Here is an 18,452-nt window from a genome sequence, read left to right on the forward strand (position 1 = left end):
AGCGGGAACTGAAACGGTTCGAGCCGCCTGGGCGAACCGGCGGTTTCGGGCGTACAAGGTAAGTGGTGGTGTATGGGAGCGGAAAACAAGGGAGCGGACGCGGTTGCATCCGAGGGGGGATCGGACTCGAAGGCGTTTCTCGCCACCGAATCGCTCGGACGGCTGATGGCCCGCCTTGCCATTCCCACCGTGGTCGCCCAACTCGTGAATCTGCTGTACGGCATCGTCGATCGCGTGTTCATCGGCCATATTCCCGGCGTCGGGGCCGATGCGCTGACGGGGGTGGGCGTGTGCTTGCCCATCGTGCTGCTCATAGCATCTTTTTCGGCGTTTGCGGGAGCGGGCGGCGCGCCGCTGGCTTCGATCGCTTTGGGCAACGGCGATGCCGGGCGGGCGAACCGCATTATGGCGAACGTCGTGACGCTGCTCGTCATATTCGCCGTATGCCTGATCGTCGTGTTCGCGCTGTTCGGACGATCTTTGCTGGGGTTGTTCGGGGCAAGCGAGGCTACGCTTCCGTACGCGTGGTCGTACCTTTCCATTTACCTTGTCGGCACGTTTTTCGTGATGGCGTACCTGGGCCTGTGCCCGTTCTTGCTCGCGCAGGGCGATTCCAAGTACGCGCTCATCGCGGTTGCGACAGGGGCGGTGCTCAACATCGTGCTCGACCCGCTGCTCATTTTCGTCTGCGGGATGGGGATCCAGGGTGCGGCGGTGGCGAGCGTTGTTTCGCAAGGGGTGAGTGCGGCGCTCACGGTCGCTTTCCTGCGAAGAAAATCGAGCGTATTCAGAGTCGAGGCGCGCCTTGTTCGCCCCGAAGGCGAGATCGTGCGCCCGGTGCTCGCGCTCGGCGGTGCCCCGTTTTTCATGCAGGCTACCGAAAGCTTGATCATCGTCGTTCTGAACGGCACGCTGCAAACCTATGGCGGCGATCTGTACGTGGGGGCGCTGACCATTCTGCAAAGCATCCTGCAGCTTTTGTTCGCCCCGGCGAACGGATTCACCCAAGGGGTGCAGCCTATCGTCAGCTACAGCTACGGCGCGCGCTTGTTCGATCGTGTGAAGAGAGCGGCTAAGCGCCTCATCGCCGTATCGTTCGCATTCGAGTTCGTCTGCGCCGTCGCCGTCATGTTGTTTCCTGCGTCGATTGCGCAGCTGTTCACCGAAGATGCGCAGCTCGTTGAACTGGTGGGCGAAGTGGCGCCCGTATTCATCGCGGGGATGAGCCTGATGGGGTTGCAGCTGGGCATGCAGTCGATCTTCATGGGGCTCGGGCAGGCGAAGCTCTCGCTCGCCGTTGCGACCGTGCGCAAAATCGTCTTGCTCATCCCGCTTGCCCTCGTTCTGCCGCACTTCGTCGGCGTGTGGGGAGTCTATTTTGCCGAGCCCCTATCCGATGTGCTTTCGGTCGCCTTCTGCTCGACGCTGTTCCTTGTGAACATCCGGTCGATCTTGAGCGAGAGGGCGCTTGAGAAGGTGGCGTGAGGGCATGGATCCGTGCGCAAAACCTCGCTGTCTGTGTGAATTTGGTTGCTTCGACAACCGATACCCGGGCGCTTGCAGCGGGTTCGTCTATACTGATCTGGTTCAAGATCGAGTATCTCGAATGGGCTAGGGCGGCGCCAAGTCCTGAACCTGGTCAGGTCCGGGAGGAAGCAGCCATAAGGGACCGCTGACGAGCGCCCTTGCCTATTCGGGATACTTGCATGTTCTACGTTGTACGCGCGATGCGATAGGTTGCAATGGAAATCATCCAGTTCTTCATCGACCTGCTCCAAGACCCCCGTAGCTTCATTGCGGAATGGATAGCGAGCTTGGGTCCCCTCGGTGCATACGGTCCCATTTTCCTCATCATCTTCATCGAGACCGGCGTGGTCATCATGCCGTTTCTGCCGGGCGATTCGCTGCTGTTCACGGCGGGCTTCTTTGCAGCCGACGGGCAGGGCTTGAACCTGGCGATCCTGTTGCCCGTAGTGTGGGTGGCCGCCATTGTCGGCGACCAGTGCAACTATTGGATCGGCCGCGAGTTCGGCAGGCGTATCATCGATTCGGGGCGCGTCAAGTCGATGACTCCCGAGCGCATCGAAAAGACCGAGGCCATGCTCGACAAGTACGGTCCGCTCGCCATCTTCCTCGGCAGGTTTTTCCCGTTCATCCGTACGTTCGTACCGTTCTTCGCCGGCTTGGGACGCATGCACTACAAGAAGTTCTTCTTCTTCAACGTGCTCGGCGGCATCGTCTGGTCGTCGGTGTTTACGCTGCTCGGCTACTTCTTCGGCGGCATTCCCGTCGTGCAGGAGCATTTCGAGCTGGTGATCGTGGCGATCGTTCTCATATCGCTCATCCCTGCAGTGGGCGGCGTGCTCAAGGCGAAGTTCGGAAAGAAGAAGCCCGTCGCCGCAACCGAGGGCGCCGAGGCGAACGTTCCGGCTGCCGTCGCGGCAACTGACGGCGATGCCGAGGCGGATGCATAGACTGCCAAGGTGCAGTAAACTAACTTGATACCAATGAGGCGCGAAGCCCGTCAGGACGCGTCGTACATATGCGAGGGTAGGAAAAGGCGATAGCATGGCAGAGGCACTGTACAGAAAATACCGCCCCCAGATCTTCGAAGATGTGGTGGGCCAGGAGCATATCGAGCGCACGATCAAGAACGCGATCGAGCAGGATAAGGTCAGCCACGCCTACCTGTTCACCGGTCCGCGCGGCACGGGCAAAACCACGACGGCGCGCCTGCTTGCAAAGGCGCTTCTGTGCGAGAAGGGACCGACGGCCGAGCCCGATGGAACCTGCGAAAACTGCACCGAAATAGCCAACGGAACCCATCCGGACGTCTACGAGCTCGACGCGGCGAGCCGCACGGGCGTCGAGAACGTGCGCGAGGAGATCATCGGGCGCGTGCAGTTCGCGCCGACGCGCGGTCGCTCGAAGGTCTACATCATCGACGAGGTCCACATGCTGTCGACGGCCGCGTTCAACGCGCTGCTGAAAACGCTCGAAGAGCCTCCGTCGCACGTCGTGTTCATCCTGTGCACGACCGATCCCCAGAAGGTTCCCGAAACCATCCATTCGCGCTGCCAGCGCTTCGATTTCCGCCGCATATCTTCCGAGGCCATCGTCTCGCGCCTCGGGGCCATCTGCGTGGCGGAGGACGTCGAGTTCGAGGGCGATGCGCTCGACCTCATCGCGTACCGGGCCGAAGGCGGCATGCGCAACGCGCTCACGTCGCTCGAGCAGGTTATCGCGTTCGGCGAGGGGAAGGTCACGCTTGAGAATGCCGAGCGCCTGCTCGGATCGCTCGATACCAACGACATGGCCGAGATCGTCCGCTTCGTCGGTACGCGCGACATCGCGTCGTGTTTCACCTGGACGGCGGAATACATCGAAACCGGTGCCGACCTGGCGCAGTTTACCCGCGATTTTGCCGAACATATCCGCAACATGTACGTGCTTGCGCTCTCGGGAGCCGATACGGTGCTCGAAATCAGCGAGGCAACCCGCCGTGAGCTGGTGAGCGAGATGGAGTTGTTCGGACCCGATCGCCTGGCGAGGATGCTCGGCGTGCTCGGCGACCTGTCGGCCGAGCTGAAGACCTCGACCAATCCGCGCCTCTCCTTCGAGATCGCCCTCACCCGCATGGTTCGCCCCGATTCCGACCTTACGCTCGAATCGCTCGCCGAGCGCATCGAAGCGCTCGAGTCGGGCTATTCTGCGGTGGCGCATGTTATCGCATCGCCCGCAGCGGCACAAGGAGCCGGGGCTGTTGCGGCTTCGGCAGCCCAGCAGCCCGCCGCCGCGCCCGCAGCTGCCCAGAGTGCGCAGCCGGCACCCGCTGCCCAAACTTCGCAGCCGATGCAGCAGGATCCCGCGCAGGCTGCCGCTTCGCCCGAACCCGTCCCCTCTTTTGATCCGTCAACGGATAGCCCGGCGGCTGCTCCCGCAACCGATACTCCCGCAGCTGCCCCCGCTTCGGCGGCCCAGCCCGCATCGGCAGGCGGCCTCGATAACCCCGCAGCCCTGCAGCGCATCTGGCAGGCAGCGCTTTCGGGCATCAAGAAGGCAAAGGCCGCATACGGCGTGCTCTTTCTCAACACCAAAGCCGTTTTCGATGCCGAGCGCGGTGGGATCATCATCGAGTTCCAGACCGAGAACGCGTTCGCGTACAATGCGGTGCAGAAGCCCGAAGTGTTCGACGTGGTGAAAACGGCGCTTTTCCAAGCTGCCGGCGCCGATATCCCGTTTCGCTATGCGCAGGGCAACGGCGCTTCGACGCCTTCCTCTTCTGCGACAATGCAGCCGTCGGCAGCGCAGCCTGCCGCCCAGCCCGCGCAGACTGCCGGTGCGGTTTCATCCCAGAGGCCTCAGCCCGCTGCGACGCGAAGCGGCGGCGCGGTGCCAGCCTCTGCGGGAGCGGCCGCTCCCGCGTACGGCGCGCCCGACCCCGACCTGCCTCCCGTCGATGCGTACGACGATGTGTACGTGCCCTTCGACGCCGACGAGGCGCCCGTTTCGGCGCCGAGATCGGCCTCGGTTGCAGGTGCAGGTCAGGCGGCTTCCGTGCCGTCTCCGTCAGCGCAGCCCGCGCAGTCGGTTGCATCGCCCGCGCAGTCTACCCAGTCATCTGCCGCGAGCGCCGTTGCGGCCGCTCCGAGTGCGGTTTCTGCGCAGGGTTCAGCTCCGGTGGGCGCAGCGCCTGCACAGGGTTCGGCCCCCGCGGGCGCAGCTTCGGCTGCGGGGGAGGGCGATATCGAGTCGATTCTCGCAGCGGGGTTCGGCGAGGGATTCACCATCGAAGAAGTTGATTAGCCCGGCTTGCGTAACGGAGCCGGTGGCAAGCGATTACGACAAAGGAGTACCGCAATGGATATGAAGAAGATGATGAAGCAGGCTCAGAAAATGCAGATGGAGCTTGCCCGTGCGCAGGACGAGATCAAGGATATGACCTTCGAGGCCACTGCGGGAGGCGGCATGGTGAAGGCCGTTGCGCTCGGCGACATGACGCTGCAGAGCATCGAGATCGATAAGGACGCGGTCGATCCCGAGGATATCGAGATGCTCGAGGATATGGTCGTCGCTGCGGTGAACGAGGCCCTGCGCGGCGTTGGGGAAGCGAGCTCGTCGCGCCTGAACTCCATCACGGGCGGCATGAACATTCCCGGTTTGATGTAGGGGTTCTGCCGTGAACGCTGCGCCGTCGATACAGAAGCTGCTTGACGAACTCGAGCGCCTGCCGGGCGTTGGCCCGAAGTCGGCGCAGCGTATCGCGTACTGGATTCTCAATACCGATAAGGCGACAGCAATGCGGTTGTCGGAAGCCATCGCAGAAGTGAAGGAAACCGTACACTTCTGCTCCCGCTGCTTTAATTACGCCGAGGACGATCTGTGCGAAATCTGCGCTTCGGCGAAGCGCGATCGGGGAATCATCTGCGTGGTGAGCGAACCGCGCGACATCCCGCCCATAGAGCGCACGGCGGCGTTTTCGGGTACCTATCATGTTTTGGGCGGCGCCCTTTCCCCTATGGAGGGGATCGGCCCCGACGATCTCCATATTGCTCCGCTGCTTTCGCGCTTGGCTTCCGAGGAGGTCGGCGAAGTGCTGCTTGCCACCAACCCCAATGTTGAGGGCGAGACGACGGCAACGTATCTTGCGCGCCTCATCAAGCCCATGGGCATCAAGGTTACGCGTCTTGCGAGTGGATTGCCGGTCGGCGGCGACCTTGAGTTCGCCGACGAAGTAACGCTCGGCCGCGCCATCGAAAGCCGAAGAACGCTATAGCCGCCTGCCCGTCGATGCGGTAGGTGTCACTGTCTTTTTTAGCGGGTTGATTGCGTTTCTGCCCTTGGTTCGTCGGCAAGCTCTGGATTCGCGGCAGGAAACGAATGTTTTTCGTCGTCTCCGAGCGATAAGCGCCTCCCGGGCGGATCGCCTTTGTGCATACGGTTGCTTTTCACCTGATCGGGCCAGGCGTTCCTCGCGCTTCTCTTTTCGGGAACCCGCGCCGCAACGAAAATCCGCTGTTTTCTGCCATCTTAAGAGCCGTGTGCTGCCGAGTCGGATGCAGCGTATCGTTTCGGGGTGCCAATAAAAAAATCGGGCGGTGAATGCTCACCGCCCCTGAAAGCGTTTCGGCAAAGATGAAAGATCCTGCCCCCTCCAAAAAACAGAATCCTTATCTTTGCCGAAACTCGTTGAAGTGTTTCCTTCATTAACGCAGCCGTTATTATACAACGTTTGCTACAAGAACAATAGACTTTTTTCAATTTTGGGTAAAGCGCCTGATGGCATGAATAACGAAGCCGCTTCTTGCGGTTGAATCGGAAGGACGAACAATGGAAATCCGCATGGAAGCATGCGGGAAGCGCATCGGGTTCGATGGCCGCGTCTTGAGATTCTTCCGGACGCGGTGTTATCGCCCGGGAAGTCATGCGACAAAAAGTCATGCGACAATGTGCTATTCTATGGTCGGTAAGAATCGGGGATTGTCGAGCGGGGGATACGCTGCGCCGTGAGTCAGCTGATCGTTGCATACTTGTTCTTGGGTGGCGCCGGGGCGGGTGCTTTCGCAGTACTTGCTTGCATCGATTTTCGGTACTGCAGGTCGAGCGCCTTTTCCTTTCGAGCGAGGAGGGGCTCGGCATGCTCGGCAGGTTTATACTCGCAGCCTGTTGAGAAGCGGTATTTCGCGACTTTGACCAAGAGGGGCTACGCCGCTTCTTTTGTTGTCTTGGCTCTTGGGGCAATTTGCCTCCTTGCCGATTTGGGTCGACCGGAGATAGCGTACATGCTTTTTACCCAGCCGACGCTTAGCTATATCAGCGTGGGCACGTACTCGTTGACGGCGCTCTTGCTTTGCGTTGCGTTTGTTGCGGCGGCGGGATGCTTCTCTCTGCCTGGTTCGCTCGATCGGATAAAGCCGATGGCACTCGTTATCGGCTTTGCGGCGGCGTTGCTCGTGATGACCTACACAGGCGTGTTTTTGCAATCAATGAAGTCGATCGCCTTGTGGAATTCTCCGTGGCTGATCGCTTTGTTCTTCCTGTCGGCTCTTTCGACGGGGATTGCTCTGGTGATGCTGTGTTCAATCAGCCTTAACCTTGATCGAACAAAAACGGGCATTTTGCAACGGTTGGCAAAAACCGATCTGGTGGTTATCGTCTTAGAGTTTGCCGCATGCGCCGTATACCTGATAACGGTTTCGGGCACAAGCTTGGGCGCCCAGTCGGTGAAACGCTTGATTGCGGGGGACAACGCGCTCGTATTCATGGCGGGATTCGTCGTATGCGGTTTGGCGGTTCCCGGGATTATGAACGCTGTGTCGGCGCGGAAACAGCACGATGAACGGATAGATTTGGCGATAGCATGCTTGGTTCTCCTTGGCGGGTTTTGCCTGCGGCTAAGTTTGTTCGACGCCAGAATACATAGCAGTATGTGAATGAGGAAGAATGACAGCAAAACCGATACCGCCATTTGAGATAGACGAATCGAGTGATCTGCCCCTTTGGGTGCGACTGAGAGATCGGCTCGTCTACCTCATCAATACGGGATATTACAAGCCCGGCGACCAGCTGCCCACCGTGAGAAAATTTGCGGCTGAGCTCTATATCAGCTACAACACTGTCAGCAAGGCGTATGTTGCGCTTGAGCGGGATGGCTATATCGTAACAACGCAGGGTAGGGGCGCATTCGTCAGCGAACCCGATGCCATATCGGATGCCCCCGATGTCAACGCGATGGTGGAAGATTTTGTGAACAACTGTCTGGAAAAGGGCATGACTTACGACGATATCCCCAAGCACGTCAACAAGACCATCCGGAAACTAAAGAGGGAACATGAAAAGAAACAAGGCAAATAAAGGCCCTTACGCCGACGCTCCCCAGAAACGCGATACCGCTCGCCGCATAGAAATGGAGTTCGGCGTTGCCGCCGAAGCCTACCGTTCGGATCCAGGAAAAAGGGCAACGCGCAACGGCGCTCTTGCTTTGCAGATTGCGCTGGCCGTGATCGCTTTTGCGGTGGTCGTGCTGGTTTTCTATCTCGCTTTTGCGGATATTGGCATCGTCGCGGTTTGCGTTGCGTTTTTGGCGGGCTTGGCCACGCTGTCGTCGGTGCACGTTGCGCTTGAATGGGAACGCATGGTGGTGCTGAGGCTGGGTCGGTTCTCTCGCGTCGCAGGGCCGGGAATATTCTTCACTATCCCGTTGATCGAGTATTGCTCGCTTCGCGTCGACCAGCGCATCATGATCACGCCGTTCGGGGCGGAAGAGACGCTCACCTCCGATCTGGTTCCCCTCGACGTCGATGCGGTCTTGTCATGGATGATCTGGAACCCGGAGCGCGCGTGCACCGAAATCGAGGACTGCCACTTCGCCGTTGCTTTGGCGGCTCAGACCGCCTTGCGCGATGCTATTGGCAGGGCTCCAATATCCGAAGTTGTGGTACGGCGGAACCAGCTTGACCACGAACTGCGCGCTGCAATCGAAGGGAAGGTGTCCGATTGGGGGGTGACTGTCATCTCTGTGGAGGTGAGGGACATCATCGTTCCCAGCGGCTTGCAAGACTCGCTTTCTCTGGAGGCCCAGGCGGAACGCCGCCGGAATTCGAGGATCATGCTCATGGAAGCAGAAAAGGATATCTCGGAACTCCTTTCCGAAGTTTCCGACCAATACCGCGATGATGAAGTGGCTCTTGAGCTAAGGAAAATGCACCTGATCCACGAGGGGATACACGAGAACGCGGGTGCCGTTGTCGTACCCAGCTCGTACACGGAGGGCTTTGCGCCTTCGCAGGGCGAGGGACACGAGCACAAATAGCCGCGGACGTACCCCATTAGCTACAAAGTAGAATAATGACAATCGGAAATTGTCGCACAACAATCTTGAATGTCGCACGACAATCCTGTATAACGGTATGTGGGGAATTCAGCTGATTCCAAAACTATGGCATGACGCGTAAGGGAGGCATCGGTCTATCTCGTTCTGTCGGGATGGCAATACCGTGCTATGCGCTCATGCCTTACGACGAGAGGAGAGGAATCATGGCTGGTAACGAGCCGTCTACGCTCACGAGACGAACCTTCCTGCAAACAACGGCCTTTGCGGCGGCGGGCGCAGCTTCGCTCGCGACGCTTGCCGGATGCAGTCAACCTGCGTCCGAAGGCGATGCTTCGAAGGAGGACGCGCCGGTCGAGGTGGCGGAGGAAGTGTATTTCCAAAGCTGCATGGGCAACTGTTCTGGATGGGGATGTCCTTGCTACGTGCATGTTCGCGATGGCAAAATCGCAAACATCACCCGCGCAAAGCTGAAGTGCCCCGACGGTAGCGATAGCCCCTATCAGGAAACGTGCCTGAAGGGCTATGCGAACATCGAGCGCATGTACTCACCTACACGCGTGCTGTACCCCATGAAGCGTGCAGGAGAGCGCGGTGCGGGTGATTGGGAGCGCATCTCGTGGGATGACGCGGTAAGCGAGATTACGGCAAAGTGGAAAGAACTGCAGGAGCAATACGGCCCCGAGGCCGTGGCTTTCATGAGCGGTTCCGGCTCCGGCATGGCGACTATATCGTATACAGGGCGTCTCCAAGCGCTCATGGGCGCCATGACCATCGCCCCGTGCTATGACAATACGGGCATGAACGTGCAGATGAACCACGGCGGCTTGGGTGCCTACACTATCGGCCATAACGAGCATCGCGATATGGTGAACGCGAACAACCTTTTCATCTGGGGAACCAATCCCACCGAGTCCAACATCGTAGATTACCACCTGGTGTCACAGGCTAAGGAAAACGGCGCCAAGGTTATCTGCATCGACCCCATCTATACCACTTCTGCTGCCAAAGCCGACATCTATGTACCCATCCGTCCTGCCACCGATGGGCTGCTGGCTGCGGGGATGGCCCTTATTTCCATTCGTGACGGACACGAGGATGTCGCCCATCTGCAAACCATGACGGTCGCTCCTTTCTTGGTGAAAGATTCGGATGGCCTGTATCTGCGCCTTTCCGACCTCGGCCAGGCTGAGCCGTTGAGCGAGGAGGATCGTGTTCTGGTGTATGAAGGCGGTGAGGCCGTTGCCTTCGACGCTGCCTCCAATCCGGAAATTCGCGGCAGCTTTGAGGTCGAAGGCGTTGCGGTCAAACCGGCTTACCAGATTCTTCTGGATCGATTGAACGAATGGGACTTGGATACCATAGCGGAAATGACCGACGTGCCGCTTGAGACCATCGAAGAGTTGGCCGCTATTTGGAATTCCGGACTCTCCTACATCTTCACCGGATTCGGTCCCGATCATTACGCCAACGGCCAATGCGGATACGACGGCATGTTCGCCCTCATGGATATTACGGGTCAGGAAGCCAAACACGGTGCCGGTTGCTCGTGCACTGATTTCAGTGCCCCCAACACTCCTGGGCTGGTGAATACCGCCACTGCCGATCTTGTCGGTGTTGCTGCTCCGGGTCGCACCATCCATGCCCCTCATTTCCATCAGCTGATGGAGGATGGCGAGTTTGCCGGTATGACGGCGCCGAAGGCTGCCTATATCTACATCTGCAATCCCATCACCAACGAACCCGATCGCCAGAAGTGGTTGAAGTCCTTCGATGCCATGGAGATGGTGGTCGTATCCGATATGTTCATGTCCGAGGCTGCTCAGTATGCCGACTATGTGCTGCCAGTTGCATTTCTCTACGAGCGCGATGACTTGTCTTCTACCTCGAACCCCTTCGTCAAGTATACCCAGAAAGCAGTCGAACCTGCAGGTGAGGCTAAGGGCGATTTCGAGATCATCACTGCGTTGGGCAAGGCTATGGGTTTCGAGGATTACTTCACGCAGGACCTCACTACGTTTTTGGCGTCCTGCGTAACCAATGATGCTGCCGCAGCCGTCGGTCTGAGCTGGGAAGCTCTGCAGGAGCAGCACGCTATTTGGACGTATCCCGAGGAGCCGCAGGTGGTCGGTCTGACGGATATCATTTTAAGCGCGACCGGTCGCTTCGAGTTCTATCATGAGGGAATTCAGCCCATGGCAAACGTGGGGCAAGAGTGGGACATGCTGAAAGAATCCTGCTGGTTTTGGGAACCGCCCATCGAGGCGTGGCCCGAGACGATCGGCGGCTTCGAAGCGGTAGACGAGGCGGAAAAGTATCCGTTGCTGTTTATCTCGGAGCGCTGCAAGTTTAAGACCCATACCATGTTCAACAACTCTCCGATGATTCTTGAATTGGACCCCGAGCCGTACGTGAAGGTAAACCCGAAGGATGCTGAAGCCTATGGTGTGACCGAAGGCGATGTCGTGCGCATCGAGAACGATCGCGGCTACGTTGTCATCAAGGTTGTCCTCAACGCAGGCGTCCGTCCCGGCATGCTGGTCATCGATCATGGATGGGAGCGCGACGGCTACATCGACGGTCATTATTCCGACCTGTCAACGTATGAGACGTGGCCGCGCTTCGAGCAGGACAACTGGTTCGACTGCCTGGTTCAAATGGAAAAGGTTCAGTAGGGGGTTATCATGCAATACGGAATGGTTATCGATCTTGAGCGTTGCATGGGCTGCCAAACCTGCGCGACTTCGTGCAAGCTTGCCAACAATTTGCCGTCGGGCAACTGGTGGAACACGGTCCGCACCGAGGGCGGCAAAACCATCGATACGGCATCGGGGGACTATCCGAACTGCGAGCTGCAGCATTATCCCGTTGCCTGCCAGCATTGCAAGGAGCCCGCATGCGTTGCGGTATGCCCCACGGGCGCAACATACAAAGACGAGGAAACAGGTCTCGTCATGCAGGATCCCGAAACGTGCATCGGATGCAAATCGTGCATCGAAGCTTGCCCTTATGCGGTGCGCGTATACAACGACGGGGAGCCTGCGTATGCGATGGAATTTGCCGTAGGCTTTGCCGATGCGCCGGTTCATATAGCCAATACGGTAGAGAAATGCACCATGTGCGCGAACCTTGTCAAACAGGATCAGCAGCCTATGTGCGTTCAGGCTTGCGTTGGGTACGCCCGCTTTTTCGGCGATCTCGATGACCCCGAATCGGAGGTGTCGAAGCTTATCGCGAGCCGTGAGAGCACGCAGCTTCTCGTTGAGCAGGGAACGGATCCCTCCGTGTACTATCTGAAGTAAACGAGACGGGGCCTTTCGCCATCATGCGGAAGGCCCCTTGCTCGAGCTGGGTCGGCATATACGAAAGGATATCCACATGAGCTTCGTTCTCGTTCTCGTATGCACGACTGCATTTGTCTGGGTTTTGAAAACACCGCTGCTGAAATGTCCTGTTGCGTTTTACGTCCTAGCGATGCTTCTCAACGTGCTTTACGTTTCAAGTGCGTTTACGACCTATCCTGAAGCGATGCGCCAAACGTTGTTTCTTCTTATGCAGAAGTGCACGCTTTCCCTCGCTGTGTTTACCGTGGTCATGTTCATCGGGGCTTTCCGAAAGGATTCAGTGGTGAGCCTCGCCTTGCGACCCGTGCGCGCCGAGCTGTCTATCCTCGCTTGCGTGCTCGCGCTGGGGCATATGGTGATGTACCTCATGTCGTTTGCGCCGCGCCTGTTGAATGGAAGCGCGATCGATAGCGGTTTCCTTCTGTTCTTCGCGACGGCGATCGCCCTGATGGCGTTGCTTTTGATCCTGGGAGCCACCTCGTTCAAAGGAGTGAAGCGCCGCATGGACGCGACGGCGTGGAAGCGTCTGCAAAAATGGGCGTACGTCTTCTTCGGGCTGGTGTACGTGCACCTTGTGAGCATTCTGTTGCCTGCGGCGCTTCTTCGAGGCGATACGGCGAGGACGAGCATCGTTGTTTATACGGTTCTGTTCGGAGCGTACGCGGCGTTGCGGATTCATCGAGCTATGAAAGATCGAAAGACTAGACGGGCGGAGCGTCTGCGATGCGCCGGGTAAGGCGCTCGTCGCTGCCCCGAGGTTCTGCGAGAGCAACGTAACCATGTTTCTTGATGGCCACGCGAGCACAAGGTCTCCTCAGCTCGCTGACGGAATGGCGAGAGGGATGCGCCGCCTTTTCTGTCGTTTCATCGCGGGGCTTCTCGGGGTGATTGCTGGGTTGTCCGTCCCCGAAGCGTAAGTGCTCAGGCGATCGGCTGGCTTCGGCGGGGATCCGCCCATGCTGTCGAACGGTGTTTAGAGCTTCGACGTCCCTTTCCCTGGGGCCGCCATGGTAAGCTTTTGTCCCATGGAAACGAAAACCGAAACACCCCCCGAAGCCGGTTCTTCCGGCAGCGAAAGCGCTTCGCGCACCGCCGGCGCCCGGCATGCCGCCCGCTCCCGGCGGGCTCTTGTTATCAGTTGGGCGCTCGTTGCCGCATGGGCATGCTTCATCTTCTTCATGTCGGCCAATACCGGATCGGGGCTGAACGACGATCTGGGTTTCTTCTCCAACATCTACCGTACGCTCAAAGACGTGCAAACGCAGCTCTTGGGCCCCGATGCCGATGCCATCAACTCGATCGCCCATTTCTGCGAATATTCGGTATTCGGCGCTCTGCTTGCGAACGCACTGCGGTTCCATATGCCGCTGCGCCGCGCGTGCCTCGTCGCGCTGGCTTGCGCGAGTGCCTACGGGGTGACCGACGAGTTCCATCAGTACTTCGTGCCGGAGCGCATGTGCGATCCGGTCGACTGGGCGGTCGATACGTTTGGCGGCGCCCTTGGTTCGAGTCTGCTGTACGCAGCGCTCCGCAAGCGGGTGTAACCTCTTTTCCCGGGGCGTCGGAACGCGGCGGAGGCCCGCCGGATATGCCGTGGCGGGCGGATCCGCTCGGCGGCGTTTGCATTTTGTCGAGAAGATGGGCGCTCGCCCCTTCTCATTGACGAATCCGCTTTGCTCGCGTAGCGTTCGGGGTATCGAATTCCGAAAGGCTTTGAGCGAAAGAGGCTGCCATGATCAATCGGTTCTGCAAACATCAACTGTGGGAAGTCACGCCGACGCTTGTTGCGGTTGCGCAGGGGTTGCAGCCTGCGGATACGGTTATCAAGGGTGCCAAGCTCGTCAACGTATGCACAGCCGAAATCCAAGAAGGCATCGATGTGGCCATCGCCCGGGGGCGCATCGCGTACGTGGGGGCGAGTGCCGATCACTGCATCGGCGACGAGACGACGGTAATCGAAGCCGGCGGCGCTTACATCGCCCCCGGCTTCCTCGACGGCCACATCCACGTGGAGTCCTCGATGCTCGGCGTGACCGAGTACGCGCGGGCCACCGTGGCTCACGGTACGACCGGCATTTACATGGATCCGCACGAGATCTGCAACGTACTCGGCCTCGACGGCGTGAAGATCATGGACGAGGATGCGCGCCGCGTTCCCCTCAAAACGATGATAACCACGCCTTCGTGCGTGCCCGCCGTCCCCGGGTTCGAGGACACCGGTTCGGCGATCGGCCCCGACGACATCGCCGAAACCATGACGTGGGACAGCGTTGTCGGCCTTGGCGAGATGATGAACTTCCCGGGCATCCTCTCCGGCTCCGATCACGCGCACGGCGAAGTGGCCGAAACGCTCAAGCGCGGCTATGCGGTGACCGGGCATTATTCGCTTCCCGAAACCGATCGCGGCCTGAACGCCTACATCGCTTCGGGCATCTGCTGCTGCCATGAATCCACGCGTGCCGTCGATGCACTCGAAAAGATGCGCCACGGCATGTACGCGATGATGCGCGAGGGGAGTGCTTGGCACGACCTGGCGGCGCTTGCGCCCGTGATCGCCGACGGCAAGGTCGACAGCCGCTTCGCCGTGCTCGTGTCCGACGACAACCATCCCCATACGCTCGTCGAGAAGGGGCATCTCGACTACCTCATCAGGCGTGCGATGGAGGAGGGCATCGACGCCGTCACCGCTATCCAGATGTGCACCATCAATTGCGCGACCTGCTTCAAGATGAACGACGATTTGGGCAGCATTGCGCCCGGCAAGTGCGCCGACATCGTGTTTATCAAAGATCTCGAGAGCATCGAGGTTACGCGCGTGCTGATCGACGGCGAGGTGGTGGCCGAGAACGGGAAGGTGCTGTTCGATCCCGAGCCGTTCGCATATCCGGAGTGGGCTGTCCATTCGGTGCATATCAAAGATCCGATCACGCCGGCATCGTTCGCCATCGCGCCGGGGGAGCTGGATCCCGATGCGACCGAGGTGACGGTACGCGTGATCGGCGTTATGGGCGGCCGCGTCGACGATGAAGAGCGTCGCGCAAACATCGCGGTCGAAGGCGGCGAGATTCGAAGCGATGTAGAAAACGACATTCTCAAGACGTTCGTGTTCGAGCGCCATCACGAAACGGGCACGTTCGGTTTCGGGCTTACCCAGGGCTTCGGCATCAAGCGCGGCGCCATGGCTTCCACCGTCGCCCATGATGCGCACAACCTGCTTGTGGTGGGAACAAACGACGACGATATGGCGATAGCCGCCAACACCCTCATCGAGTCGGAGGGCGGCATGGTCGTGGTCGCCGATGGCGAGATTCTCGGGCATGTGCCGCTGCCCATTGCGGGCCTTATGAACGATCTTTCCGCGGAGGAGATGAGCAGGCTTGTCGGCAAACTCGAGGAAGCCTGGGCGGAAATCGGCTGCAGCATGCCCTCGCCGTTCATGACGATGGCGCTCATTCCGCTCGCGTGTCTGCCCGATCTGCGTCTGACCAATCGCGGCCTCGTTGATTGCAACACGTTCCAGTTCGTTGATCTGCTGGTTGAAGAGTAAAAGGGAGACGGCATTCCGCATGCTGTGCACGCGAGGGCGTTGACGCTGCGCGCATCGAACGCCACCGAGCGATAAACTCGGTGGCGTTCGCGTTGCGTCGTCCGGGCGTTTGCTGTCGCTCGGGTGGGTTTCGGTTGTCCCGCTTCCGCAGTAAACGCCGTGGGGGCTCGTGCGCGGGGGTCGCCTTCGGCCGTGCAATGCTATACTTTTGCATGCTGCGAAAAGGAAGGTTTGCTCATGGCTGTTCAGGTACCGAGCCCTGCGGTTTCCATCGTCGGGCGTCACAATTCTGGAAAAACGACTCTCATCGAGAGGCTCATAGCGGAGTTGGTTGCGCGCGGGCACGACGTGGGTAGCGTGAAGCACCACAGCCATGTGGGGTTCGATATCGATTACCCGGGCAAAGATTCGTACCGACATCGCGCCGCCGGCGCATCGGAGACGGTTATCGCCGCCCCGGGGCAGATGGCGCGCATCAAAACCGTCGAAGGCGAAATGGAGTGCGACGAGATCCTGCGTACGATGCCGGGCCACGATGTCGTGATCGTCGAGGGGTATCGAAAAAGCGGCCTACCCACGATCGAGATCATGCGGTCGGGCAACGATGCCGATTCCCGCGTTGCGCAGGTGTTCTGCGAGGGGGCGAAGCTCGGTTGGCCGCTCGGCACCGATTTTACGCAGATGACGCGCGGCATGGTTCCGGTCGACGAGCACGACGGCGACGAGATTCCCATGCACGGCGAAGGCGACAATCCGATTACCGAGCATTTTCCGATGCAGGCTCCCGATTACGACGACATTTCCAACAAGCTTCCGATGGCGGGAACCGAGGCGATTGCAACCGATATTCCCGAGGCGGTCGAGGCGGCGGAGATCTACGGTATACCTGCCTTCGCGCTCGACGACATCGAGGGATTGGCCGAATTCATCGAGAACTCTTACGTTCGCCCGCGCTTGACCGTGGTCATCCAGGCCGGCGGAGAGAGCCGGCGCATGGGCCGCAGCAAGGCGACGGTGCCGTTTCTGGGGCGCCCGCTCATCTGCCGCCTCGTCGAGCGCTTGAGTCCTGTGGCCGACGATCTGATCATCACGACGAACGAGCCCGATAACCTCGTATTTCTCCATAGCGAGTTTCCCGATCTGCGCATCCAGCTCGTCTGCGACGCCGCCGATTACCGCGGCGCGCTGCCCGGCCTCTACACCGCGCTGCAGGCCGCGCGCAACCCCTACGTGGCCATTGTGGCGTGCGACATGGTGTTCGCGTCGGCTGCGCTCGTTGTCGCCGAGGCGCTCGAGATGAAGCGGACGGGAGCCGATGTCGTAGTTCCCGCGAACAAGCACGGCTACGAGCCGTTCCATGCGATGTACAACCGCATGGGATGCCTGCCCGCCGTGCGCAAGGCGCTTTCGCGTGGCGATCGTCGCGCCCAGTCGTTCTTCGACGATGTGAAGGTGCAGGAGCTGCCGCAAGCCAAAGTTCTCGAAGCCGAACCCATGGGAGGCTGCTTCGTTAACGTCAACACCCCCGAAGAACTTGCCGCCGTCGAGGCGACGCTCATAGATAAGGAATAACGTTTCATGCCCAATCTGAACGATATCGTAGAAATCGCCGAATCGCTCGAAAGCAAGGCGGTGTTCGCCGCCGAGGAGCGATGCGTCGTGGTGCGCAACCGCAACGCGAAGTGCCGCAAGTGCGTTGAGGCGTGCCAGGCGGATGCGCTCGAGGTGGGCAACAACCGTCTGACCTACCACGCGCGGGCCTGCGTTTCGTGCGGCGCCTGCACCGTGGTGTGCCCGACCGAAGCGCTCATTCCCATGAGGCCGCTCGACGAGGATCTGGCAACGGCGACCGCCCAGGCATGCGTGCTCGCCGACGGCATGGCCGTGTTCTCCTGCGCCCGCGCCGCTGCGAGGCGTAAGGCCGACCCCGATCGTTTCGCCGAGGTGCCGTGCTTGGCCCGTATGGAGGAAAGCGTGCTCATGAAGCTCGCTTCATGCGGGGTGTCGCGCCTCGTGCTCGTCGACGGCACGTGCAAAACCTGCAAGTACCGCGCATGCGATCCCGGCATCGACGCCACGGTCGCTTCGGTCAACGGGCTGCTCGAAGCCGAGGGCATAACGCTGCGCGTCGAGCGCCTGTCCGAATTTCCCGAAGAGCTGCTCGTCGAAGAGACCACGGGCCTGTTCGGCGTCTCGCGGCGCGGATTTTTCACCCAAGCGAAAGACGTGGCGAAAGACGCCGCCGAAAAGGCGGCCGTCACGGCGCTTAAAAAGGAGCTTCAGCAGAAGGCCCCGTCGCTGCGCGATCGCCTCAAGATGTCCGACAAGGGATCGCTGCCGCAGTTCAATGCGATGCGCCGCATGCACGTGCTCGATGCGATGGATTCCATCGGCAGGCCCATCGTGCCCGAAATCGAAACCAGGCTATGGGGCAATGTCGGGATCGACACCGAGAAGTGCACGTCGTGTTTCATGTGCACCACGTTCTGCCCGACCGGCGCCCTGAAGAAGAGCGAGGTCGAGGCCGAGGACGGCAAGACCCGTTTCATCGAGTTCTCCACGGCGGACTGCGTGCAGTGCCGCATGTGCGAGGATATCTGCCTCAAATCCTGCATCACCGTCTCCGACGTCGTTTTGACCGAAGAGCTCTTCGATTTCGAGCCGCGGATGATCGAGCTGCCCGAGCCCCCGAAGAAGGCGGGCATCATCTCGAACCTCAAACGGCGCTAGG

General features: G+C 59.8%; 15 protein-coding genes and 1 other RNA gene. All 16 read left to right on the plus strand.

The window, feature by feature from the left end; all coding sequences use genetic code 11:
• Positions 1 to 72: 72 nt before the first annotated feature.
• The 16 genes from MWL89_RS03580 to MWL89_RS03655 all read left to right on the plus strand — a co-directional run bounded on the left by MWL89_RS03580 (position 73) and on the right by MWL89_RS03655 (position 18,451).
• On the plus strand, positions 73 to 1,485 hold the full coding sequence (locus tag MWL89_RS03580; protein WP_244411787.1) for an MATE family efflux transporter: 1,413 nt from the start codon (positions 73 to 75) through the stop codon (positions 1,483 to 1,485).
• A gap of 119 nt (positions 1,486 to 1,604) precedes the next feature.
• Positions 1,605 to 1,698: signal recognition particle sRNA small type (ffs, locus tag MWL89_RS03585), an RNA gene on the plus strand.
• Between the two features lie 44 nt (positions 1,699 to 1,742).
• Positions 1,743 to 2,474: a VTT domain-containing protein gene (locus tag MWL89_RS03590; protein ID WP_102378966.1), complete on the plus strand. Its 732-nt coding sequence runs from the start codon at positions 1,743 to 1,745 to the stop codon at positions 2,472 to 2,474.
• A 94-nt stretch (positions 2,475 to 2,568) separates the two neighbouring features.
• A complete protein-coding gene (gene dnaX, locus MWL89_RS03595) occupies positions 2,569 to 4,806 on the plus strand; it encodes a DNA polymerase III subunit gamma/tau (protein WP_244411788.1) in 2,238 nt (745 codons plus the stop codon).
• A gap of 54 nt (positions 4,807 to 4,860) precedes the next feature.
• The gene (locus MWL89_RS03600; protein ID WP_102378964.1) at positions 4,861 to 5,169 is read left to right on the plus strand and encodes a YbaB/EbfC family nucleoid-associated protein; all 309 of its coding nucleotides are present in this window, start codon (positions 4,861 to 4,863) and stop codon (positions 5,167 to 5,169) included.
• Between the two features lie 10 nt (positions 5,170 to 5,179).
• A complete protein-coding gene (gene recR / locus MWL89_RS03605; protein WP_102378963.1) occupies positions 5,180 to 5,776 on the plus strand; it encodes a recombination mediator RecR in 597 nt (198 codons plus the stop codon).
• 730 nt (positions 5,777 to 6,506) lie between these two features.
• Positions 6,507 to 7,433, plus strand: a complete 927-nt coding sequence (gene nrfD, locus MWL89_RS03610; RefSeq protein ID WP_244411789.1) for an NrfD/PsrC family molybdoenzyme membrane anchor subunit — start codon at positions 6,507 to 6,509, stop codon at positions 7,431 to 7,433.
• Between the two features lie 10 nt (positions 7,434 to 7,443).
• The gene (locus MWL89_RS03615) at positions 7,444 to 7,854 is read left to right on the plus strand and encodes a GntR family transcriptional regulator (RefSeq protein WP_180995110.1); all 411 of its coding nucleotides are present in this window, start codon (positions 7,444 to 7,446) and stop codon (positions 7,852 to 7,854) included.
• Positions 7,832 to 8,812 (plus strand): slipin family protein, encoded by a 981-nt coding sequence (locus MWL89_RS03620; RefSeq protein ID WP_244411790.1) that lies wholly within the window; start codon positions 7,832 to 7,834, stop codon positions 8,810 to 8,812. The genes MWL89_RS03615 and MWL89_RS03620 overlap by 23 nt, the downstream gene beginning before the upstream one ends.
• Positions 8,813 to 9,036: 224 nt before the next feature.
• The gene (locus tag MWL89_RS03625; RefSeq protein WP_244411791.1) at positions 9,037 to 11,505 is read left to right on the plus strand and encodes a molybdopterin-containing oxidoreductase family protein; all 2,469 of its coding nucleotides are present in this window, start codon (positions 9,037 to 9,039) and stop codon (positions 11,503 to 11,505) included.
• Between the two features lie 9 nt (positions 11,506 to 11,514).
• Positions 11,515 to 12,132, plus strand: a complete 618-nt coding sequence (locus tag MWL89_RS03630; RefSeq protein WP_341801929.1) for a 4Fe-4S dicluster domain-containing protein — start codon at positions 11,515 to 11,517, stop codon at positions 12,130 to 12,132.
• A gap of 76 nt (positions 12,133 to 12,208) precedes the next feature.
• Positions 12,209 to 12,910 carry a ferric reductase-like transmembrane domain-containing protein gene (locus MWL89_RS03635; RefSeq protein WP_244411792.1) on the plus strand — a complete coding sequence of 234 codons (702 nt, stop codon included), beginning with the start codon at positions 12,209 to 12,211 and terminating at the stop codon, positions 12,908 to 12,910.
• Between the two features lie 289 nt (positions 12,911 to 13,199).
• Entirely contained in the window at positions 13,200 to 13,718 is a 519-nt protein-coding gene (locus tag MWL89_RS03640) for a VanZ family protein (RefSeq protein WP_244411793.1), read from the plus strand.
• A gap of 188 nt (positions 13,719 to 13,906) precedes the next feature.
• On the plus strand, positions 13,907 to 15,721 hold the full coding sequence (ade, locus tag MWL89_RS03645; protein ID WP_244411794.1) for an adenine deaminase: 1,815 nt from the start codon (positions 13,907 to 13,909) through the stop codon (positions 15,719 to 15,721).
• A 237-nt stretch (positions 15,722 to 15,958) separates the two neighbouring features.
• Complete coding sequence (gene mobB / locus MWL89_RS03650) at positions 15,959 to 17,293, plus strand: molybdopterin-guanine dinucleotide biosynthesis protein B (RefSeq protein ID WP_244411795.1); 1,335 nt, start codon at positions 15,959 to 15,961, stop codon at positions 17,291 to 17,293.
• 6 nt (positions 17,294 to 17,299) lie between these two features.
• The gene (locus MWL89_RS03655) at positions 17,300 to 18,451 is read left to right on the plus strand and encodes a 4Fe-4S binding protein (protein WP_244411796.1); all 1,152 of its coding nucleotides are present in this window, start codon (positions 17,300 to 17,302) and stop codon (positions 18,449 to 18,451) included.
• The last annotated feature ends 1 nt before the right edge of the window (position 18,452 follow it).

It is taken from the genome of Raoultibacter timonensis (genome assembly GCF_022845715.1).
Taxonomy (GTDB): domain Bacteria; phylum Actinomycetota; class Coriobacteriia; order Coriobacteriales; family Eggerthellaceae; genus Raoultibacter; species Raoultibacter timonensis.